Here is a 23277-nt window from a genome sequence, read left to right on the forward strand (position 1 = left end):
TTTATGTTCCTCCTTTTCATACCTTTACTATAGAGGCTAAATATAATTGAATTGTAACTATTAAGAATTTTTTATACAAAAAGAGACTTAGGATACTCCCTAAATCTCACAAAATAATATTTAATTCGTCAACACTGTCACACACTCAATATGTGTTGTTTGCGGGAACATGTCAACTGGATAAACGGTATCAGTTGCATAACCTAAACTAGCAAATAATTTCATATCACGTGCCATAGTACTTGGATCACATGAAATGTACACAATTTTTTCTGGTTTTAATTCGACTGATTGTTTAATAAAATCTTCTGTTAACCCTTTTCTTGGTGGGTCAACGACTATCACATCAAACTTAATGCCATCTGCTGTCCAATTTTTTAGAACTTTATCGGCTGCTCCGGATTTAAATTCAACATTTGTGATGTCATTGATTTCAGCATTATGAATCGCATCTTCAATCGCTTCTGGCACGATTTCCACGCCGTACACTTTCTTCACTTTGTTAGCCATACTCAAGCCGATTGTTCCAATACCACAATACGCATCAAGAACCACGTCATCTTCTTTTAAATCAGCTAATTCAATCGCTTTTTTATAAAGGTTTTCAGCTTGTTCAGTGTTCACTTGGTAGAATGACTGTGCTGAGATATGATATGTTTTACCTAATAACTCATCACTAATGCTATCTTTACCGTATAACACGTTCAAACGTTCGTCTAAGACTTTGTTTGTTACGTTTGGTTGGATATTTTGCATCACAGATACCACGTTTGGATAAGCTGCCACAAGTTCAGTCACAATATCATGTAAGTAGAAAATTTTCTTTTTACGTGTCACAAAAGTTACCATCACTTCATTTGAGTAATGACCTTTACGAATCACGATGCTTTTCAGATGTCCTGAATGTTGGCTTTCATCATATGGTTTGATTGAATATTTTCTAAGTCTTTCTTTCAAGAATAATAAAATCTCATCAATCATTTTATCTTGAATTAAAAAGTCTTCTACCACAATTAAGTCATGACTATTTTTTCTAAAGAAACCAAGTTCAATGTCAGCTCCAATCATACGTACTGGAATTTGGGCTTTATTACGATAAGCAAATGGGTGTTCCATCCCTAAAACGTCCGCAACGTTTAATTCATCAAAGCCACCGATACGTTTCATCGCTTGAGTCACTTGATTTTTCTTGAAATCAAGTTGCGCGTCATAGCTCATATGATGTAGTGGGGCAATCCCTGTACGAATTAAATCTTTTTCCACCGTTTCAACACGATTTTCACTTGTTGTTTCCCACGTCATAATTTTTGCGAAGGCAAATTTTTTCATGACCTTCATCACATGAATTTTTACTCGCTCGCCTGTAATCCCTTCTTCAACAAAAATGGGGAAACCATCCACTTTTGCTACTCCACGTCCGTCATAAGTCATATCGACGATATCAACAACTAAACGTTCATTTTTTTTCACTGGTGCTTCTATTTTTTGTTTTTTCATAAAATCCTCTTTCTCTTTTAAACAGTGCACGTACTACTCTTTATTGCCAAAAATAGTGCCATCTTCATTAATATCTTCTTGAGTGAGTTGTTCGACTTGTTCGATAAATCGATCAGACGCTTCTTCTTCATCAATTGAAATAGCCGATTCAGGTATTGCATCCAGATTAGCATAAATTTCTATGTGTTGTTTGTAATTTATAAATTCCATTGGGGCATCTCCACCATATTCCCCATCTAAATTAATCATCATACGATAATCATCATCAAAGGCTTCAGCGTGTAATCTTGACGTTTTAATGTATTCTATTCTAGGATCGTCAATGTGTTTTCCACCGTTTAACATCAAAGCCACCAAATGCATGATTTCTAATACATTGGCTGTTTTCACGATTAACAGTGAAAATTTCCCATCATCTAACTGAGCGTCGGGAACAATTTGTTCAAAGCCACCAATTGAATTGGTTAGCCCTAAGAAAAACATGGATGCTTTGCCATCAAATTCACCATCGTCATATTTCAGACGCATCTTGATTGTTTTCACTCGTGGCAACATCTCTGCTCCTTTTGCTAAATAGGCAAGATAGCCAAAAACACTTTTCAGATGAGATGGTACTTCATAGGTCAATTCAGTTAAGTAACCACCTGCTGCGATATTCATAAAATATGTGTTCCCAGCTTTTCCAATATCTGATCTAATGGTTTGATTTTTTAAAATCACCTCTGCAGCTTTCACCACATTATCACGCGGAATTTGCAACGCTCGAGCAAAATCATTGGTTGTTCCACCAGGAATAACTGCTAATTTAGGTCGTTTTTCTAGTGGAGCAATACCGTTAATCACTTCATTAATCGTGCCATCACCACCTGCTGCGATAATCAAATCAAAACCAGCATTCGCGGCTCTTGCTGCTTCTTTTTTGGCAGAAAAAGGCTCCGGTGTCGTCGCAAAGGCACTGGCTTCATATCCAGCTTTTTCAATCACCATTAAAATATCTGCTAAATTTCGTTTTAACAACTCTTTGCCAGATGTTGGATTATAAATTAATCTTGCTCTCATTTAACTTACTCCTTCATATCGAACGTTGTCAATTTAACGTTTCAATAATTCCTCTTTTAATAATTTATTCACGACTCCTGGATTTGCTTTTCCTTTTGTTGCTTTCATAATTTGACCGACTAAGAAACCAACGGCACGATCTTTTCCATTTTTAAAGTCTTCGATTGACTGTTCATTTTTATCTAATACCTCGTTAATCATTGGTAATAATTGTGATGGATCAGACACTTGGACTAATCCTTTTGCTTCAACAACTTCTTTAGCATCGCCACCGTTTTCGATTAATTCTTTAAAGACTTTTTTCGCAATTTTAGAACTAATTGTTCCATCAGCGATTAAGTTAATCATACCAGCAAGATTTTCTGGTGTTAGTTTTGTTTCAAGTAACTCTAAGTGCTCGCTATTTAAGTAAGCTGATACTTCACCCATTAACCAGTTAGAGGCTTGTTTGGCATCTGCTCCGTTATTCACTGTGGCATCAAAGAAGTCAGACATATCACTAGATAGAGTCAATACCATTGCATCATATTCAGGTAAACCAAGTTCACTTACATAACGAATACGTCTAGCAGCTGGCATCTCTGGTAATGATGCTCTCATTTCTTCCACCCATTCTTCACTAATATCAGTTGATGGAATATCTGGTTCTGGGAAGTAACGGTAATCACTTGCTCCTTCTTTAACACGCATCAAGATAGTTGATTTAGTTGATTCATCATAACGACGTGTTTCTTGTTGGATAATACCACCTGACATTAAAACTTTTGCTTGACGTTGTTCTTCAAAAGCAAGTCCTTGTTTCACGTAGTTTAGTGAGTTCAAGTTTTTAAGTTCTGCTTTTGTTCCAAACTTTTCTTGTCCATAAGGTCTTAGAGAAATGTTCGCGTCACAACGCATTGACCCTTCTTCCATTTTCACATCACTGACACCAGTAAATTGGATGATTGAACGAATGGCTTCTAAATAAGCATAAGCTTCTTCAGGTGAGCGCATATCTGCTTCAGATACAATCTCAATAAGTGGTGTGCCTTGACGGTTTAAATCGACATATGAATAACCATCAGTACCATGAATATTTTTACCCGCATCTTCTTCTAAATGCACGCGTTCAATACGTATTTTTTTCTTTTTACCTTCTACTTCGATTTCAACCCAACCATCATAGCCGATTGGTTTGTCATCTTGAGAAATTTGATAGGCTTTTGGATTATCTGGATAAAAATAGTTTTTTCTATCAAAATTTGTGTGACGGTTGATTTTACAGTTAAGTGCTAAAGCGGCTTTCATACCATATTCAAGTGCGCCTCTATTTAAAACAGGTAAAACACCTGGCATTGAAAAATCAATCACGTTTGTATTCGTATTTGGGTCTGCACCAAAGTGAGCGGCAGACGTTGAAAAGATTTTTGATTCGGTTTTTAATTCCACATGGACTTCTAACCCAATGACTGTTTCAAAATTCACTATGCTTTACCTCCTAAAATAACAGGTTGTTTTTTATGGAAATCAGTTGCTTGTTCAAACGCATACGCTGCTTGATACATTTTTTCTTCATCAAAATGATTTCCGATTAATTGAATTCCAATTGGCAATCCTTCAGAAAATCCGCCAGGAACACTCATACCTGGTAAACCAGCTAAGTTAACTGGAATGGTTAAGATATCACGCATATATGCTGTGATTGGATCATCTTGAGCGGCACCAAATTCAAATGCCACAGTTGGTGATACTGGTCCTAAAATCAAGTCGTAGTTTTCAAAGACTTTTTTAAAGTCATTGACAATCAAGGTACGAACTTGTCCAGCTTTTCTAAAGTATGCATCATAAAATCCGGCACTTAGAGAGAATGTTCCAAGCATAATACGACGTTTCACTTCTGAACCAAATCCTTCAGAACGTGAGTTAACATATACGTCTTCTAAGTTTGAAATATTTTCTGAACGGTAACCATAGCGAATACCATCAAAACGTTGTAAGTTTGATGATGCTTCTGATGAGGCAATGATATAGTAAACTTCCACGCCATAAACCGCATTTGGTAAACTAACTTCGTCTACAGTTGCACCAAGCGCTTCAAATGTTTTCACCGCTTCTTTTACTGCTTGACGAATATCAGGATGAACCCCTTCACCCATAAATTCTTTCGGTACACCAATTTTCATTCCTTTGATGTCTTGACCAATTAAGTTTGTAAAATCTGGTGTGTCACGACGAGAACTTGTGCTATCTTTTGCATCATGACCAGAAATCGCATTTAAAATCATCGCATTGTCTTCTACTGTACGAGTCATCGGACCAATTTGATCTAAACTTGATGAAAAGGCAATTAACCCATAACGAGACACGCGTCCATAAGTAGGTTTCATCCCCACGATGCCGTTAAATGACGCTGGTTGACGGATACTTCCACCTGTATCACTACCTAAAGAAGCAGGAACTTGTCCAGCTGCCACACTCGCAGCAGACCCACCTGAAGAGCCACCAGGTACTTTTGTTTGGTCCCATGCATTTTTTGTTTTCTTGAAGTACGACGTTTCAGTTGAAGAACCCATCGCAAACTCGTCCATGTTTAATTTACCCATAGACACCAGTCCAGCTGATTCTAATTTTTCTACTGCCGTCGCAGAATAGATTGGGTTAAAGTTGTACAACATTTTACTTGCTGCGGTTGTTAACACGGCTTTTGTCACGATATTATCTTTAATCCCAATTGGAATACCAGCTAAAGGTGTTAATTCACTACGTGGTGAGTCATCAATTTTTTTCGCTTCTGCTAATGCTTTTTCTTCACTTAATGTGATAAAGGCATCAATCGTTGGCTCTGTTTCTTTGATGTAATCAAAACCACTTTTCACAACCTCTTGTGAGCTTAATTCTTTTTTATTTAACGCCTCACTTAGTTGTTTTACTGTTAATTGTTGTAACTCAGTCATTATGCTCCTGCCTCCCCGTTATCCATAATTGCTGGCACTTTAATGTAACCATCTTGTGTTTCAGGGACATTGCTAAATAATTCGTCACGGCTTTCACCTTTAATGGCGATGTCTTCTCTAAAGACATTTGTTTCTTCTGTCACACTTGAAGTAAATGGTACATCTGTTGTGTCGACTTGGCTTAGATTGGCCATCATGTCAGTGACTTTCCCTAAATGTTTTGTCATCTCATCTAATTCACTATCTGAAAAACGTAATTTCGATAATTTTGCTACGTGTAGTACTTCTTCTTTTGAAATTGTCATCAAAATTCTCCTTTTACTCTGTTTTATGTGACGCGTTTATGGCATCAACCATTTGTTGTTCACTCCAAACGTCAATTCCTAATTCTTGTGCTTTGGTTAACTTGCTACCAGCTTCCTCTCCAGCAACAACAATATCCGTTTTTTTCGACACACTACCCGTCACTTTTCCACCTAACGACTCAATCTTTTGTTTGGCTTCAGCTCGTTTAAATTGTGTCAAACTTCCGGTTAAGACAATCGTTTTATCTTTAAATGGGGACTCGATTGATGTGATGTCTTCTTTTGTCACACCAAGATACGTCATATTCACCCCAGCTTGTTTTAGTTTGTCAATTTGTTCCAATGTTTCTGGAATCGAGAAATATTTGGTAATACTATCAGCCATCACTGGTCCAATCGTGTCAATCGCAAAAATATCTTCTTTATTTGCTTCGATAATTTTATCAATCGTACCAAATTCACTTGAAATAATTTTAGCAGCTTTTGATCCAACATGTTGAATTCCTAAACCAAACAACAATCGCTCTAATGAATTGCCTTTGCTATTAGCAATGGCTTCTAAAATATTATTCGCTGATTTTTCTTTGATTTTATCAAGCGTTAATAATTGCTCTTGTGTTAGATAGTATAAATCAGCGGCTTGTTTTATCAATTCTTTTTCATACATTTGCTCTAACACACGAGGACCTAAACCATCAATATTCATCGCATTTCGCGACACGAAGTGATTCAATCCTTCTTTAATTTGAGCTGGACAAGCTGGATTTAAACATCTTAAAGCAACTTCTGATTCAATGCGTTCCAACTCAGCATCACATGCTGGGCAATGTGTTGGAAACTCATACGGCTGACTGTCTTCAGGTCGCTTATCCAACACAACTTGAGTGACCTCAGGAATTATATCTCCAGCTTTATGAATCACAACTGTATCCAATAATCGAATGTCTTTTTCAGCAATCAAATCACAATTATGTAAGCTAGCTCGTGAGACGGTTGTTCCAGCTAGTTGCACCGGATCCATCACCGCAGTTGGCGTTACAACGCCCGTTCGTCCAACTGTCCACTCGATGTCTCGTAAGACTGTTTGAACTTCTTCAGCCGGAAACTTATACGCAATCGCCCACTTAGGTGCTTTTACCGTATAACCTAATTCATTTTGTGCATCAAAATCATTGACTTTAATCACGATACCATCAATTTCATAATCAAGCGTGTGACGTTTATCGCTAAATTGGACAATGTATTGCCACACGTCATCAATTGTGGCACAAAGTTCACGTTGATGATTGGTTTTAAATCCTAAACTATCTAAATAATCTAATGCGTCTGTTTGGGTTGTTAACCCTAATTCTTCAGGATTAGCAATCGTATATAAAAACGTACTTAACTGACGTTTGGCTGTCACAGATGAATCAAGTTGACGTAAACTCCCTGCTGCTGCATTACGGGGGTTCGCGAACACACTTTCGCCGTTTTTGTCACGTTCCTCGTTTAGTCTAACGAACGACTCTTTTGGCATAAAGCACTCACCACGAACGTCAAGTGTCACAGGTGTTTGTAGTGATAGTGGAATAGAGTGAACGGTACGCAAATTTTGCGTAATATCCTCCCCTACAACACCATCTCCACGAGTTGCACCTTGAACAAATTGTCCATTATCATAAGTCAAATTAATCGCCAGGCCGTCAATCTTCAATTCTACCATGTAACTAATGGGTTTGCTCGTGCCTTTTCTCACGCGTTTATCAAAATCACGTAAGTCTTTCTCGTTAAAGGCATTACTTAAACTCATCATTGGTGTCGTGTGCTCAACTTTTTGAAACCCGTCTAGTAATTTTCCGCCCACTCGTTGTGTGATAGAATCACTTGTTACAAGTTCTGGAAACTGTTCTTCTAAACTCACTAATTCTTTGTATAACTTATCATATTCATGGTCACTAACGAGTGGCGCATCTTTCACATAATAAGCGCGTGCCCATTCATTTAACGTGTGACGTAACTCGCCCACACGTTTTGTTGCTTCATCAATACCCAAAATGGTCACCTCTTTTTAATCTACTTTTGTAATTGGTGCAAAAGCGGCCAATAAACGTTTAATCCCTTGAGAAGGAAATGCCACATCTAACTCCATATCTTTGGCGTCCCCACTCACTTTAACAACCGTTCCAACGCCCCACGATTTGTGTTCGACTTTATCACCTGGTTGCCATGGTGCTTTTTCGCCACCTGTTTGTTTTTTCGCCGTAACGGCTGTTGTCGTTGGCTGTTGATACGTTGCACGACGGTATTTTTCACCAATCGGTTTTTGGCTAGCTACTTTATGCACAGCTCCAACTTTTTCTAACACGTCATCGTCAATTTCTTCTAAAAAACGTGACGGACGATTGTATTGCGTACGTCCATACAGCATACGACTTGATGCGTTCGTTAAGAATAATTGTTTTTCAGCCCGGGTAATCCCCACATAAGCTAAACGACGTTCTTCCTCTAGTTCATCACTTTCTAAAACCGCACGAGATAGTGGGAATATACTTTCTTCCATCCCAACTAAAAAGACATAAGGAAACTCAAGTCCTTTCGCCGCATGAAGTGTCATAAAGGTAACTTGACCTTGGTCTTCTTCTAATGAATCAATATCAGAAACAAGTGCTAAATCATTTAAGAATAACGCGAGTTTATCTTCATCATTTTCACTTTCGTCTTCATAATCTCCCGCTTCATAACGCTTGTCAAATTCTTTGGTTACAGTTAAAAACTCTTCCAAGTTTTCTAAACGTGAGTGAGATTCAAGCGAGTTTTGTTTCACCAAATCTTCCTGGTAACCACTTTTATCTAAAACTTGTTCGACTAATTCCGTAATTGTTAAAAACGGAATCATCTTTCTTAATTGCATAATCATTTGCCCAAAATTACCAAGCTCTTTTTTAGCTTTTCCCGTAATTGGTGTCAAATCAATGCCAACTGTTGCTTGAAGTAACGACCAACCATGCATATCAGCAAACTCTCTGATTTTTTCAATGGTTCCAGGTCCAATGCCTCGTTTTGGACTATTCACCACACGCTCAAAACTTAATGAATCCATTTCATTTGAAATCACTTTTAAGTAACCTAAAATGTCTTTGATTTCTTTACGGTCGTAGAACTTATGTCCACCCACCATTTTATAAGGAATATTTGCTTTTAAGAACGTATCCTCAATCACACGGGACATGGCATTCGTACGATATAACACACAAAAATCGCCATATGAGCGTTGTTCTTGTTGTTTTAATTGTTGAATGGTGGTCACAATGTATTGCACTTCTTCTCGTTCAGAGTTAGCACGATAATACACAATTTTTTCACCTGATTGATTATCCGTCCATAATTCTTTTTTCTTACGGTTTTGGTTATGGTTAATCACACTATTTGCCGCTTGCAAAATATGTTTAGTTGAACGATAATTTTGTTCTAGTAAAATTGTTTTAGCATCAGGATAATCTGATTCAAAATCTAAAATGTTTTGCATATCAGCTCCACGCCAACCATAAATACTTTGGTCAGCATCCCCCACAACGCATAAATTATTAAAACGTTTCGCTAGTAAATTAACCAGCGTATATTGAGCATGGTTTGTATCTTGATACTCATCAACGTGAATGTATTGGAATTTATTTTGATAATAAGACAACGTTTCAGGACTTTCCTTAAACAAACGAATCGTTAACATGATCAAATCATCAAAATCCATTGATTGATTGTTGCGAAGTTCTTTTTGGTATCGCTTATAGCACGTTGCCACAATCTGCTCGAAATAACCAGTGTAGCGTTCTTCATATAATTCAGGCGTTAATAACTCATTTTTCGCCTGACTAATTTGCGATAAAATACTGCGTGGATCATGTTTTTTTGGATCAATATTTTCTTCTTTTAAAATCCGTTTAATCAATGTCTGTTGGTCACTAGCATCAAGTATGGTAAATTGACGATTGTAACCAATCAAATCGGCATCACGTCGTAACATTCTGACGCACATTGAGTGAAACGTGGATACCCACACATCTTCACCGACCGAACCAAGAATCGAAACCACACGTTCCTTCATCTCTTTCGCCGCTTTATTTGTAAAAGTGATAGCTAAAATATTCCAAGGATTAACCCCTTTTTCATCTATTAAATAAGCCACACGATGTGTTAGTACTCTTGTTTTTCCACTACCTGCACCAGCCATGATTAATAACGGGCCCTGTGTCGTTTGAACGGCAGCTTGTTGTTTGTCATTTAGACCTGCCAATAAATTATGTTTTTGCGTCATTTGGTACGAACACCCTTTCTGATCAAATCCTTTTCTATTATAGCAAATTCTTAAGATAATTTCTTTCTATTTTTCTTTTTGAATTGCTTAATTCGTTAATATAGATTACAATTTATGAAAAAAGGAGAGTAATAATGAGTCGCTTAATAAACGTAACCATAGATAGACCCATTGGCTACAAGAATGAGCAAGGGACTGTTTATCCGATAAATTATGGCCATGTCGAAAATATTATTGCCGGAGATGGTGAAGAACAAGATGCTTATGTCATCTCAAACACAGTCAATGGACCGATTGAATCATTTGAAGGTGTCTTGATTGCAATCGTTAAACGACATGACAACAATGAAACCAAATGGATTATCTCCGCTCCTGGTGAAACATATACAACAGAAGAACTAAGTGACAAAGTCCGTTTTATCGAACAATACTTTGATACATCCATCTATTTGGTGGATTAAATACAAAAACTCCCTTACTCGTTTAACCGAATAAGGGAGTTTTTGTTAGTTGATTTTGTTAATTTTATCTACGTCATAGTATTTCGACTTCGTCACGTTTTGCCAATGATTTGGATTTGGACTTAAATCAGGTGTCAAATAATATGGACTATGATCATTTGTACTATTAATCGCTTTTAAGTTCAATTCTTTTTCACCTTTTGACTTTAATTCTTCAATGTATGCTTCACGTTTTGTATATTCATTATGAGTTCGTCTAACATCAACATACGCTGCACGATAATTAATTAAAAACAGTGGTACAAGAATAATGACATAGGCTAAATTCATTTTTTGGAATGTAGATAGTTGATCTTCAAAAATATTTTTAATTAATATTCCCATAGCAATGACTATCAACGTTTCGATACCAAAGTATGTTCTTTCATTAATATTTTGAATCCCTGCCATAATTAATGTACAAGCAGCAAGAACAGCTGTCATAAAAAATAAAACAGCCAAGTAATTTAATTCTTTATTTCGGTTTAAAAATATTGAAATACTTATTAATAATATAAAGACAAATATTTCAATATAGTATCTAGTTCCCATCGTAACGATGAAATGATACATATTTTTTAAAATAGGAATTTCTCCTCCACTTACTCGGTCTAATCTTTGCATTTGACCTGGAGCGAAAGTCATCAAACAATATCCAGCAAAAGAAGTCAACATGGTAATAATATATGGAATGACATGTGGACGCTTTTTATACATCCAGTATAGAATAAACCAAAATTGGAAGAATACGATTCCTGCCGATGTCGTTTCACTACACCATCCGGCGATTAATCCAACAATGGGGAAAATAAATTGATTGACTTTATAATCAAACAACTTAGGATTACGATACGGTAAAAAAACTAATAAACAAATGACAGTCGTCCAAAGATAATTAAATGAACCATCCATCCATAAAACAGTTGAACCAAAAGCCGGTAAATAAAACCACATTACTACAAACATTGTCATAAACGTTAACGGATTAACTTTCCAACTTTTCTTAATCATGTATAACACTAATAAGATAAAAAATATGTAAACTATTGTATTTACGACGTTAAAAACTGGTTTTCCATATATTGTGAAAAACTGCATTAAAAAATGAGCTGGTATGCGTCCATTCATAACTTTGTAGTGAGCTGCTTGAGATTTTACAACCTCCATAAAACTACTAATTCTTGTTCCATCTGCAAAGGAATAATGGTAATTAAAATCATCTGACCTAAATGTCGTAAGAACATTCAGTTTATACATTAAAAATGCTGCTGCTGCAATCACCAATATGCTGATAATCGGACTAATTTTTTTATAGTTAATCTTCAATATTCGTTTCCTCATTTCTTTCTATATGTTTATGTGTTTCTTCTTTTGAAATAAATTCTTGAACTAAGTATGGTGGACGTCTTTTTACTTCAATAAATATTTTCCCAATGTATTCTCCAATGATTCCAATAAAAAATAATTGAGTCCCACTTAAAAATAAAAGCAATATAGTTAGTGTAGGGAATCCCGGTGTAGTACTACCATATAATATCGTAGTAATTAACATATATATCAAATATAAGAACGAAAACAATGCAATAATAATTCCTGAATATAAAGAAAGCTTTAATGGTACAACTGAATCCGATATAATACCATCGATAGCTAATTTAACTAGCGATTTGAATTGCCATTTTGTTTCGCCTGCAAATCGTTCATTAGCTTCAAATGTTACTTCTTTCTTTTTAAATCCAATCCACATATAAATACCTTTAGTATATCGTTGTGTTTCTCTTATTATTTTGATGCTATCAATACATTTCCTATCTAATAACCTAAAATCCCCAACTGCTGGAATCACTGGAACAGAAGAAAAATGTGTCAGTATTTTATAATAAAGCTTTGAAAATTCTTTTTTGAAAAAAGATTCGCCATGTCTTGTCACTCTCTTACCGTACACATCTTGATAACCTTTTTCCCATTCAGTGATCATTTTAGGTATAGTGCTTGGCGGATGTTGCAAATCTGCGTCCATAATGATAATTGCATCACCAGTTGCATGATCAAACCCTGCTAACATAGCTATTTCTTTTCCAAAGTTTCTTGATAAGTCAACACATTTAACTCGACTATCGCTATTAGAAAGAGTCTTTATAATTTCAATGGACTGATCAACACTCCCATCGTTAACGAATAAAAACTCAAATTCATAATTCCTTGTATATTGATTTGATAATGCATTTAATTGAGTATACAACTCATTTAAATTTGCTGCCTCATTATACATAGGAATGCATATCGTAATTCTCTTCACATGAACAATCTCTTCTATTAGTATTATACCTTTGATATCATATCTCAAACGATTTATAAAGTCTATTTCAACCAAATAACTATCAAGCTAAATTTATTTTAAAAAGACACCCAAAGTTCATGATACAATAAAACAACCTATTTTAACATAAATTATTTTCTTTTTTCATAGTCAATATAGAATCCCCTTACTCGTTTAGCCGAATAAGGGAGTTTTGTTTTATTCTTCTATTACCTCATCATCACTATATGTCATTAAGACTTTTCTTGGTTTACTACCTTCTGAAGCGCCGACAACACCATGTTCTTCTAGTTCGTCAATTAATCGTGCTGCTCGGTTATACCCAATTCTAAATCGTCTTTGAAGTAGCGAGATACTAGCTGTTTGCATTTCAATGATTAGCGCTTTTGCTTCATCAAAGTATTCGTCCAATTCTTCAGTTGATGCACTACTTGTTGGACTTTCAGACGGCATCATGTGTTCTTGATAGTCTGCTCCTTGTTGATTTGTCACAAACTCCACAATGTGTTCGACTTCATCATCTGAAATAAACGCACCTTGAACACGAATGGGTTTATTTTCTCCCATTGGAACAAACAACATGTCTCCACGTCCAAGCAATTTTTCCGCACCGTTGCTATCAATAATCGTACGTGAATCAATCCCACTTGATACAGCAAATGCAATACGTGACGGAACATTCGCTTTAATAATCCCTGTAATAACGTCCACACTAGGTCGCTGAGTGGCAAGTATCATATGAATTCCTGCTGCCCTTGCCATTTGCGCTAGACGAATAATAGCATCTTCGACTTCATTACTTGCGACCATCATCAAGTCAGCTAACTCGTCAACGATTACCACAATATAAGGTAAACTAGATTTATTTTCTCCGGTTGCTTGGTTATGTTTTTTGACCATATCATTGTAGCCATTCATGTTTCGTACACCAAAACTAGCAAACAGTTCGTAACGTCTTTCCATCTCTTCCACAACTTTTTGCAAAGCTTGCGCGGCTTTTCTAGGATTTGTCACAACAGGTGTCAACAAATGGGGCACACCATTATAGACATTTAATTCCACCATCTTTGGATCAATCATCATCATTTTAACTTGATGTGGTTTAGCTTTCATTAAAATACTGGAAATAATCGTGTTAATACACACCGATTTTCCACTACCTGTTGAACCAGCTATCAATAGATGGGGCATCTTCGTTAAATCTGCCGTCATCACTTCACCGGAAATACTTCGACCAAGTGGCACTTCAAGTAATAAATCATCATGATTGTTTTCAGATTCGACCACGTCACGAAATGATACCATACTAGTTGTTTGGTTTGGCACTTCAATCCCAATCAATGATTTTCCAGGAATTGGTGCTTCCATTCGGATATCTTTAGCAGCAAGTGCCAGTGCTAAGTCATCTGTTAGTCCCACAATTTTACTTACTTTAACCCCCACAGCCGGCTGAATTTCGAACTTCGTCACAGATGGTCCAAGACTTGCACGAACCACTTTTGCATCTACGCCAAAACTATCGAAAGTTTGTTCTAACACTTTGACGTTTTTTTCAACTAATTTGTATTCAGCACTCTGGTCAGTTAATGGAATATCATTTAATAACTCAACTGGCGGTAACTCATAATCTTCGTTTTCTTCCCCTTCAGGCAAGTCAAAAAACAAGGGTTGGTCTTTTTCCACGTCATCAGTTTTTTGTTTTGGTTCTTTCTTAGGTCTTTCAACAGTTTGTTGATCGCGTTTTTTATAATGATCTTGATAACTATCAATCTCAAGTGTTAACTGTTCTTTCTCCACTTCGTCGTCTTCATTGACAACGAGTTCTTGTTCTTTTTTCTCATGCTCTGTTGATTCTCGGACACGATTTTCAGAAACTTTTGATCGATTTTTCTCATTCAGTTTTTTTTTTTCATCTCGCTCTACCTTTTTTTCTTTAAGCGAATGAAAAAAGTTTGTACCAAACTCAACCACCTTATCAGCAACTTGAGAAATACCAATATTTGATACCAACAATCCTCCAGCAATCATTGCTAAAACAGCGACGACGTATGAACCTGCTTTTGACACTAAAAAGTAAGTCACTGTGTAAAGTAAGGCGCCAATCATCCCTCCACCAACTGATTGCGTCACACTGCTTGCTTTTATGTCTGAAGATATTTTTTGCCACGTCATCCCTAAAATATTTGTGTCACGACTGATTTGTTTGAACAAACCAATCTCTAAGAATAATAGTAACCCTAAGAAAAATACCAGTAATCCCACTACTAGACTTTTTCGTTTAAACTTTGGGTCTTTGCCCATCAACATCAATAGGGCACCATATACTATTAAATAAAGAGCCATTACTAAGTGCATGTTCCCAACAAAAAAACGAAACACATTAGTCATCAGCATCCCTAAAAATCCTAATCTTAATCCTCCTAAAATACCAAATACGATAAATGACAGACCGATTAAGAAATAGGTTGTTCGCTCTTGTTGTGCTTGTTGCTTTTTAGTAGGAGCTCTTTTTGTTTTCTTTTTTGCCATAATCTCTCTCCTTTAATTCATCATTCACATTATACTATATTTATCTCAGTTTTTCTTGTCCTTTTAAAATTTCAAACAAACATACGTTCATCTCTTCCCTTTTGGTTCTTTTTGATCAAATCACAATCTTTTTTCTGAAAATCGAAAAAATTTTTTTAAAATTAAATCACTAATCTAATTGAACAAAGTCCTCTCTTTACTCTGATAAACTTTAATAAATCAAGCTGATTAAGATAGATTGGTACTGATAACATGACACATCAAAAAATCACCTTTAAAAAAATTTAAATTATTTTAAAAAGGGGTATTTCTTTTTGTGAATTTTTAAAGTATATTATATTAATATTACAAAAAGGAGAGAACGCTATGAAAAAGATTAGAGAATTATCATTAATCCAGAAAATCTGTATCGGCATTGTCGTCGGAGCAATTTTAGGGATGTTGGTACCTTCCTGGACTTGGATTAAAATATTAGGTGATCTCTTTATCGGAGCATTGAAAGCAATTGCGCCATTATTGGTATTTTTTCTAATCATCGAATCATTATCTAAGCATCAAAAAGGCATCAAAACGCATATGAAAACCGTCATTATTTTATATTTAAGTGCCACTTTTATTGCGGCTTTAATCGCTGTATTTACTTCTGAGTTATTCCCAGTTAAACTAGTATTACCTGATGTGGTCGTTGATCAACAAGCGCCTGATGATTTATGGAAGATTTTGTCTGACATTATTATTGGGGCAGTAATGAATCCTGTTCAAGCAATTATTGAAGGAAATTATTTATCATTACTATTCTGGGGAGCGGTCATTGGGGCATGTATGAGAAGTGCTTCTGAAACAACTAAAAATGTGATCGCGGATATTTCTGGAACGATTTCTAAAGTGATTCAAATCATTATTCAATTTGCTCCACTTGGGATTGTTGGGTTGGTATTTAACTCTATTTCAGAAATCGGAATCAAAGGTTTAGCTGAGTACGGTAAGTTAATTTTATTATTAGTTGGAACGATGTTGTTTGTGTCATTCATCGTGTACCCACTGATGGTATTCTTACTATTAAAACAAAATCCGTATCCTTTAACGATGTTCTGTATGAAGGAAAGTGGTATCCCTGCCTTCTTCACGCGTAGTTCAGTGGTAAATATTCCAATCAATATGGAATTGTGTGAGAAATTAGGATTAGATAAAGAGTCATACTCTATCTCTATTCCTCTTGGAGCAACTGCTAACAGTGGGGGTGCTGCCATTACCATTTCAATTATGACACTAGCCACTGCTTATACAATGGGGATGGATGTTCCGTTTCCTCTTGCTTTTCTACTTTGTTTATTAGCAGCCATTTCATCAACTGGTGTATCTGGTATTGCAGGCGGAAGTTTATTACTTATCCCTCTAGCATGTAGTTTGTTTAATATCTCAAATGATATTGCCATGCAAGTTGTTGGGATTGGGTTCATCATTGGTGTGGTGCAAGATTCTGTTGAAACAGCTCTTAACTCTGCAGCCGATCTTTTATTTGCAGCCACAGCTGAATTTTATGATAAGAAAAAAGCTGGCGAAACCATTGATTTAAATGAACGCGTAAGAGAAGCTCAAAAATTAGTTTAACAAATAGACTCTATCATTTTTAGACACTGATTCCAAAAATCGTACAATAAGAAAATTCCATGACATTAGTTTATTAAAAACTGACTTCATGGGATTTCTATATTGCTAGTTTAGTGATTTTCATTTAATAATTACTTTTAAGTTAGCCTCTTTTTTAGGATACTATCTGTTTAATGAAATATTTCTTCTAATCTTTGATACAAACTTTAAAACCATCAATTCTTACCAACAGTAGTTGACAAAGAGCCAAAAAAATCGAAAAAAGATGATAAATTTGAATTTACGTTCAAATTTATCATCTTTTAGTCTTGACTCATCCATCTAATTTTCTAGATTCCGAATTTTAACATTTTAATTTTTCAAAAATAAGTAACGAAAAATTAAAATGACCAATAAAGACATGTTTACAGACTAGCTAAACTTTCTTTTACTAAAGAATTAACTTTTTGTCCATCAGCTTTCCCCTTAGTTTTTGGCATGACAATCCCCATAACCTTACCAAAGTCCTTCATTGATGACGCGTCCGTTTCATCTATTGCAGACTCAATAATTGAACGCAATTCATCTTCTGAAAATTGTTCAGGCATATATCTATCTACAATTTTAATTTCGGCAGAAACTTTTTCAACCAAATCATCACGCTTGGCATCTTTAAATTCCTGAAGAGAATCTTTACGTTGTTTCATCTCTCTAGATAATACAGTTAATTCTTCATCTGATGATAAAGACTCACCTTTTTTAATCTCCTCATTTTGAATAGAAGATTTCATCATTCTTAAAACGGATAAGGTTTCTTTATCTTTTGCTTTCATCGCTACTTTGATATCATTATTTAACCTATCGAGTAGAGTCATAATATCAGATCCATTCATTAAAACTAGTATTTTTTACGTTTTCTTGCAGCTTCAGACTTTTTCTTACGTTTAACACTTGGTTTTTCGTAATATTCACGCTTGCGGTACTCTTGTAAAGTACCAGTTTTTGAAACGGAACGTTTGAAGCGACGAAGAGCGTCATCTAATGATTCGTTTTTACGAACAACAGTTTTTGACATATAAATCCCTCCCTCCAAACTTTTGGTAACCGTTTTTTATATAAAGTAATATTAAACAAAAAACTGTTCACAATATATTATATCTAATTGAGTTTTTCTCGTCAACTACCTAATGTTAATTTTTTAAACAATTCTCGCATTTACCTAGTATTTCAAACCGATGCCCTTCAATTGAGCATCCTGGTAATTGCTCTTTAAACATATCCATCGGGCACATATGAATTTCACGCGTCGCTCCACACGAGGTGCAAATAAAATGATGATGGTGTTCGCCGTGAACATCACAATGGAATCGGTATCTCTTCTCACCTTGTAAATCTGTTTCTTCTAAAATATTCAAATCTGCAAAGTCTCTTAAATTTCTGTAAATAGTATCATAGCTGACTCCTTTGTATTTATCGTTCATAAAATTAAACACATCAAGAGCTGCTACATAACGATTTTCATTAATAAGAAAAGAAAGTATATCCGAACGTTTTTTTGTATATTTCAGTCCATTGTCTTTCATTATTGCGATTGCGTGATCTAATTCTTTTGTCAAAATCTTTTCCCTCTCTTCATAATAATCATCGTTTGAGTTATATTATATGCTATAATTTAAGTAAAGTAAAAACATTAAGGATGTGAATCATTTATGACAGATCAACGCATTAGTATATTTATTATTTCTGATTCTGCCGGTGAAACTGCGTCAAAGTTAGCACAAGCATCAATGGCGCAATATGAAGATGCTCAAATAAAAATCCAAATTGTCAAAAGAGCTTTCATCTATCATGAAGATGAACTAATACAAGCACTCGAAGAAGCAAAAGCAGTGAATGCTATTGTCTTACATACACTTGTTTCAAAAGATTTAGTTAACATAGCCAACAACTACGGAAAAGAGCATAATTTATTTACCATTGATGTATTATCTGGACTAGTTGATGAGTTATCAAATAGAACGGGATTAGAACCAAGTCGTTTGCCTGGTGCAATGCATTTTTTAAGTAAAAATTACTTCGAACGAATTAGTGCGATGGAATTTGCCGTTAAATATGACGATGGTAAAAATCCTAAAGGTTTTTTAGAAGCAGATATTCTTCTTTTAGGGGTGTCACGTACGTCAAAAACACCACTAAGTTTATTTTTAGCAAATAAAAACTTGAAAGTGGCTAATTTGCCACTCATTCCAGAAGCTCACATTCCACCACAACTTTGGGAAGTTGACCCCAAAAAAATTGTTGGTCTAACAAATAATCCAAAAGTCTTAAATCGTATTCGACGTGAACGAATGAAATCATATGGATTAAATCCCGACACGGCCTATTCTGATATTGATAAAATTAAACGTGAGTTAGAATTTGCTAATGATTTATATAAAAAACTCGGATGCGTCGTTATCAATGTGGCTCAACTTTCTATCGAAGAAACAGCTTCTATTATATTAAGTGAATTAAATATTGAAGATACCAGTTATTTTGGTTAAAAAAACAAGACGGTTCTCGTCTTGTTTTTTATATAATTTCAATTGTATAACTTCGATTAAATATGTCACCTTTTGATAATTTATTTATCCCTATTTTTTCTTCAATGGCACCTGAAGCTGAAACATCATCTGCAATACCACACCAAGGTTCTATACAAATAAATGGTGCGTCAACTGTATTCGGGCTCCAAAAGCCAACAAATGGAAAATCCTCATAACTAACTCTTACCCCATGAGGATGCTTCTCAGATAAAATTGAAAAAGTGTTTTTCCCTTTTGTTTCTAAAATCTGTGCATCTTCTTTAAACAATCCGTGATTTAGCTGAATCGATGTGTTTGTCTGTGCTAACGTTTTACTCTCACTATTAATATAAGCACCTTCTAGCGGAATTTTAATTCTTGATTTCAACGGATAAAAATGCAAATAATAATCTTCGATTGTTGTTCCTTCAATTAATGGAACATTAAATGCTGGATGGGCCCCGATTGAAAAATACATCTCATCAGAAAGTGTAGATACTTCATAACTTGTTGTTAGCTCATTATCTACAAGTTTATAGCCAATCAACAAACGAAACTCAAATGGGTATTTTTCTAATGTTTCTTGATTACTTTTTAATTCAAAGACAACAGAAGAAGCGTCTTGTTCAATGACATCAAACGTCATATCTCGAGCAAATCCATGTTGATTCATACAATATGGTTGACTTTTATATGTGTATGTATTCTTTTTCAATCTGCCAACAATCGGAAACAATACTGGTGCATGACGTCCCCAATAGTTTGGATTAGCTTGCCAAATATACTCAACACCTGTTTCTTTTAAAATAAAACTTGATAATTCGGCTCCAAATTCATTTATGCTGACTTTAGCCGTATCTGATTCTAAATATATCGTCATGAAAAACCTCCTAAACGACCGTTTCTTTATCAAGTAGGTCAATTAACTGTTGATTTGTTATTTTGATAAACGTACCCTTCATTCCAAGAGAACGTGTCTCAATAACCCCACCAGATTCAAGTTTTCTTAGTGCATTTACAATCACAGAACGTGTAATACCGATTCTATCAGCAACACTTGATGTCGTTAAAATGCCTTCATCACCATCTAGTTCTTCAAAAATAGCTTTAATGGCTTTTAATTCACTGAATGACAATGATTTAAGCGCCATTTGAACCATACTTGTTTCACGCACTTGTTTTTCGATATCACCAGATTTTTGATAAAGCATCTGCATTCCAACCACTGTTGCACTATACTCACAAAGAATAAAATCTTCAGTATTAAATTTTTTATTAATACGCCCTAAAAGAATTGTGCCAAGCCTAGCACCTGCCCCAAAAATTGGAACAAGTGTTGTATAGGCATTGGTCAACTCCGCTTTTAATTCAAATGGAAACGTGGTTAACTCTTCTTCAATCGGAATATTTTCCACCGTTTGCTGAATATCTTTTAACAATGTCGTATAAGAATGTGGAAATTGATGATTTGAAATCATCTGATTTATGCGTTCATTATTAAAATCATGTACCACAGAATATCCTAATAATTCACCATCTTTTGACAAAATATAGGTATTACACTCCATAATATCCGATAATACTTGTGCCATTTGTAAATAAGGTAGTTCTTTTTCTTCTTGAATGGTATTTTCTTTTTGTAGCAATTCATTTATCATACGTGTTTTTTGCAATAAATCATTCATACCACCACTCCTAAACGATTCTTATAAAATATAACGACTTAAATCCTCATCTTCAGATATTTCTCCAAGTTTTTCATTTACGTATTGCTCAGTAATTGTAATTTCACCCATCGACATATCAGGAGATTCAAATAATAAATCTTCTAACAGTTTTTCTAAAATAGTGTGTAAACGTCGTGCTCCAATATTATCTGTCTCACTATTCACATTATACGCTATATTAGATAAACGTTCGATTGCTTCTTTGGTGAATGTTACATCAATATTTTCTGTTTTAAGTAACGCAATATATTGTTTGATTAACGCGTTGTTTGGTTCAGTTAAGATACGAACAAAATCTTCCGCTGTTAAATCATCTAATTCAACACGAATTGGGAAACGTCCTTGTAATTCAGGAATTAAATCACTTGGTTTACTTAAATGGAATGCTCCTGAAGCGATAAATAGAATATGATCTGTTTCAATCGTACCATATTTAGTATTAACAATTGAGCCTTCAACGATTGGTAAAATATCACGTTGGACACCTTCTCGAGAAACTTGACCATTACTTTCAGATTTAGATGTAATTTTATCAAACTCATCAATAAAAATAATCCCATGATTTTGAGCAAGTTTAATTGCTTCACTATGAATGTCAGCACTATTGACTAATTTTTCAGATTCTTCATTAATTAAGATTTCACGTGCTTCCTTCACAGTCACTGAGCGTTTAATTTTTTTCTTAGGTGTTAATGAATTTAGGGCGTCTCCTAAATCAATTCCCATTTGTTCTAATCCATTATTCATGGTTGGTGTTTGTTTTTTCTCTTCGACTTCAATCGTGATTTCTCTATCTTCAAGTTGACCTTTTTCAAGTTGAGATTGAACTGTTTCACGGCTTACTCTGATAGAATCAGTCACTTCTTCTTTTTCTTCGTCATTGTTTTGTTGGAAACCATTCATCATTTGCATCATCATATCAAATTGGTTCGTTGATTGACGTTTTTCTTTTTTGATACCAGGTACTAATAATTTAACCAATCTATCTTCCGCAGCTTTTTTAGCTTGTGAATATACTTGGCTGTATTGGTCTTTTTTCACAATGGTAATACTTGCTTCAACTAAATCACGAACCATTGACTCAACATCACGACCAACGTACCCGACTTCTGTAAATTTCGTTGCCTCAACTTTTACAAATGGTGCATTAACAATTTTAGCAAGTCGTCTTGCGATTTCTGTTTTACCTACACCAGTTGGTCCAATCATTAGCAAGTTTTTAGGCGTGATATCTTGTTGCATCACTTCGTCTAATTGCATACGGCGATAACGATTACGTAATGCCACCGCTACAGATTTTTTTGCTTTATTTTGTCCAATAATATATTGGTCTAATTCTTCTACAATTTGTCTTGGTGTTTTTGTTACTGTACTCATTAAAGTCATCTCCTATATTTCTTCTACAATAATGTTGTGGTTTGTGTAAACACAAATATCTCCTGCGACATTTAGCGCAGCTTTTGCGATGTCACCAGCCGTTAAATCTTCACGGCCATCTCGTTTAAGTGCTCTTGCAGCAGCTAATGCATAGTTACCACCAGAACCTATCGCTAAAATACCGTCATCTGGTGCGATTACTTCACCTGTACCTGACACTACTAGCATCTCTTTATCATTCATTACGATTAGCATCGCTTCTAATTTTTGCATCGCACGATCACTTCTCCATTGCATCGCAAGTTCCACAGCCGCACGCATTAAATTCCCTTTATATTGATTTAATTTTTCTTCAAATTTCCCTTCAAGGTTAAACGCATCTGCCACACTACCGGCAAATCCTACGACCACTTCATCGTTATAGATACGTCTAACTTTTCTGGCAGTCCCTTTCATCACGACTGATTCGCCCATTGTTACTTGGCCATCACCAGCCATTGCGAATTTTCCGTCTTTTTCTACTGCACAAATTGTTGTTGAATGAAATGTTGTATATCCCATAATTTTTTCTCCTATTCTAAA

At 35.3% G+C, this 23277-nt stretch carries 20 protein-coding genes; 3 read left to right on the forward strand and 17 right to left on the reverse strand.

All coding sequences use genetic code 11. From position 1 onward, the window contains the following. Positions 1-120 precede the first annotated feature (120 nt). Genes rlmD through pcrA form a run of 7 tightly spaced genes read right to left on the reverse strand, consistent with a single transcriptional unit; the run spans position 121 to position 10088 of the window. On the reverse strand, positions 121-1497 hold the full coding sequence (gene rlmD / locus DW196_RS01570) for a 23S rRNA (uracil(1939)-C(5))-methyltransferase RlmD (RefSeq protein ID WP_118249695.1): 1377 nt from the start codon (positions 1495-1497) through the stop codon (positions 121-123). 33 nt (positions 1498-1530) lie between these two features. After that, positions 1531-2556 (reverse strand): diacylglycerol kinase, encoded by a 1026-nt coding sequence (locus tag DW196_RS01575; protein WP_118249696.1) that lies wholly within the window; start codon positions 2554-2556, stop codon positions 1531-1533. 33 nt (positions 2557-2589) lie between these two features. Beyond that, a complete protein-coding gene (gatB, locus tag DW196_RS01580; RefSeq protein WP_118249697.1) occupies positions 2590-4020 on the reverse strand; it encodes an Asp-tRNA(Asn)/Glu-tRNA(Gln) amidotransferase subunit GatB in 1431 nt (476 codons plus the stop codon). Then, complete coding sequence (gene gatA, locus DW196_RS01585; protein WP_118249698.1) at positions 4020-5489, reverse strand: Asp-tRNA(Asn)/Glu-tRNA(Gln) amidotransferase subunit GatA; 1470 nt, start codon at positions 5487-5489, stop codon at positions 4020-4022. The genes gatB and gatA overlap by 1 nt, the downstream gene beginning before the upstream one ends. Further along, entirely contained in the window at positions 5489-5794 is a 306-nt protein-coding gene (gatC, locus tag DW196_RS01590; protein ID WP_118249699.1) for an Asp-tRNA(Asn)/Glu-tRNA(Gln) amidotransferase subunit GatC, read from the reverse strand. Before gatC ends, gatA begins: the two co-directional genes overlap by 1 nt. A gap of 13 nt (positions 5795-5807) precedes the next feature. Beyond that, positions 5808-7838: an NAD-dependent DNA ligase LigA gene (ligA, locus tag DW196_RS01595; protein ID WP_338115225.1), complete on the reverse strand. Its 2031-nt coding sequence runs from the start codon at positions 7836-7838 to the stop codon at positions 5808-5810. A gap of 6 nt (positions 7839-7844) precedes the next feature. Continuing rightward, on the reverse strand, positions 7845-10088 hold the full coding sequence (gene pcrA / locus DW196_RS01600) for a DNA helicase PcrA (RefSeq protein ID WP_118249701.1): 2244 nt from the start codon (positions 10086-10088) through the stop codon (positions 7845-7847). A 134-nt stretch (positions 10089-10222) separates the two neighbouring features. Here pcrA and DW196_RS01605 point away from each other — a divergent pair, with 134 nt between their 5' ends. After that, the gene (locus tag DW196_RS01605) at positions 10223-10549 is read left to right on the forward strand and encodes an inorganic diphosphatase (RefSeq protein ID WP_118249702.1); all 327 of its coding nucleotides are present in this window, start codon (positions 10223-10225) and stop codon (positions 10547-10549) included. A 45-nt stretch (positions 10550-10594) separates the two neighbouring features. Here DW196_RS01605 and DW196_RS01610 read toward each other — a convergent pair whose 3' ends face one another. From DW196_RS01610 to DW196_RS01620, 3 genes are all read right to left on the reverse strand, one after another. Next, entirely contained in the window at positions 10595-11914 is a 1320-nt protein-coding gene (locus tag DW196_RS01610) for a DUF6056 family protein (RefSeq protein ID WP_118249703.1), read from the reverse strand. Further along, complete coding sequence (locus tag DW196_RS01615; protein ID WP_118249704.1) at positions 11904-12887, reverse strand: glycosyltransferase family 2 protein; 984 nt, start codon at positions 12885-12887, stop codon at positions 11904-11906. The genes DW196_RS01610 and DW196_RS01615 overlap by 11 nt, the downstream gene beginning before the upstream one ends. 219 nt (positions 12888-13106) lie before the next feature. Beyond that, positions 13107-15437 carry a DNA translocase FtsK gene (locus DW196_RS01620; protein WP_118249705.1) on the reverse strand — a complete coding sequence of 777 codons (2331 nt, stop codon included), beginning with the start codon at positions 15435-15437 and terminating at the stop codon, positions 13107-13109. A 366-nt stretch (positions 15438-15803) separates the two neighbouring features. Here DW196_RS01620 and sstT point away from each other — a divergent pair, with 366 nt between their 5' ends. Next, on the forward strand, positions 15804-17048 hold the full coding sequence (gene sstT, locus DW196_RS01625) for a serine/threonine transporter SstT (RefSeq protein ID WP_118249706.1): 1245 nt from the start codon (positions 15804-15806) through the stop codon (positions 17046-17048). A 404-nt stretch (positions 17049-17452) separates the two neighbouring features. On the opposite strand, the gene DW196_RS01630 is transcribed toward sstT, so the two are convergent. The 3 genes from DW196_RS01630 to DW196_RS01640 form a co-directional block, all read right to left on the reverse strand. Continuing rightward, the gene (locus DW196_RS01630) at positions 17453-17902 is read right to left on the reverse strand and encodes a GatB/YqeY domain-containing protein (RefSeq protein ID WP_071457832.1); all 450 of its coding nucleotides are present in this window, start codon (positions 17900-17902) and stop codon (positions 17453-17455) included. Positions 17903-17925: 23 nt separating this feature from the next. Further along, on the reverse strand, positions 17926-18102 hold the full coding sequence (rpsU, locus tag DW196_RS01635) for a 30S ribosomal protein S21 (protein WP_071456767.1): 177 nt from the start codon (positions 18100-18102) through the stop codon (positions 17926-17928). A 115-nt stretch (positions 18103-18217) separates the two neighbouring features. Next, a complete protein-coding gene (locus DW196_RS01640) occupies positions 18218-18610 on the reverse strand; it encodes a Fur family transcriptional regulator (RefSeq protein WP_118250190.1) in 393 nt (130 codons plus the stop codon). A 126-nt stretch (positions 18611-18736) separates the two neighbouring features. Here DW196_RS01640 and DW196_RS01645 point away from each other — a divergent pair, with 126 nt between their 5' ends. Then, the gene (locus DW196_RS01645; protein ID WP_071456765.1) at positions 18737-19570 is read left to right on the forward strand and encodes a pyruvate, water dikinase regulatory protein; all 834 of its coding nucleotides are present in this window, start codon (positions 18737-18739) and stop codon (positions 19568-19570) included. A 28-nt stretch (positions 19571-19598) separates the two neighbouring features. On the opposite strand, the gene DW196_RS01650 is transcribed toward DW196_RS01645, so the two are convergent. Genes DW196_RS01650 through hslV form a run of 4 tightly spaced genes read right to left on the reverse strand, consistent with a single transcriptional unit; the run spans position 19599 to position 23256 of the window. Beyond that, entirely contained in the window at positions 19599-20471 is an 873-nt protein-coding gene (locus DW196_RS01650) for an aldose 1-epimerase family protein (RefSeq protein ID WP_118249707.1), read from the reverse strand. 10 nt (positions 20472-20481) lie between these two features. Further along, complete coding sequence (codY, locus tag DW196_RS01655) at positions 20482-21276, reverse strand: GTP-sensing pleiotropic transcriptional regulator CodY (RefSeq protein ID WP_118249708.1); 795 nt, start codon at positions 21274-21276, stop codon at positions 20482-20484. Positions 21277-21297: 21 nt separating this feature from the next. Beyond that, positions 21298-22695 (reverse strand): ATP-dependent protease ATPase subunit HslU, encoded by a 1398-nt coding sequence (gene hslU, locus DW196_RS01660; protein ID WP_118249709.1) that lies wholly within the window; start codon positions 22693-22695, stop codon positions 21298-21300. 12 nt (positions 22696-22707) lie between these two features. Further along, entirely contained in the window at positions 22708-23256 is a 549-nt protein-coding gene (hslV, locus tag DW196_RS01665) for an ATP-dependent protease subunit HslV (protein ID WP_118249710.1), read from the reverse strand. Positions 23257-23277: the final 21 nt, after the last annotated feature.

Origin of the sequence: Vagococcus sp. AM17-17, from assembly GCF_003471765.1 — a bacterium.
Lineage (GTDB): Bacteria > Bacillota > Bacilli > Lactobacillales > Vagococcaceae > Vagococcus > Vagococcus teuberi.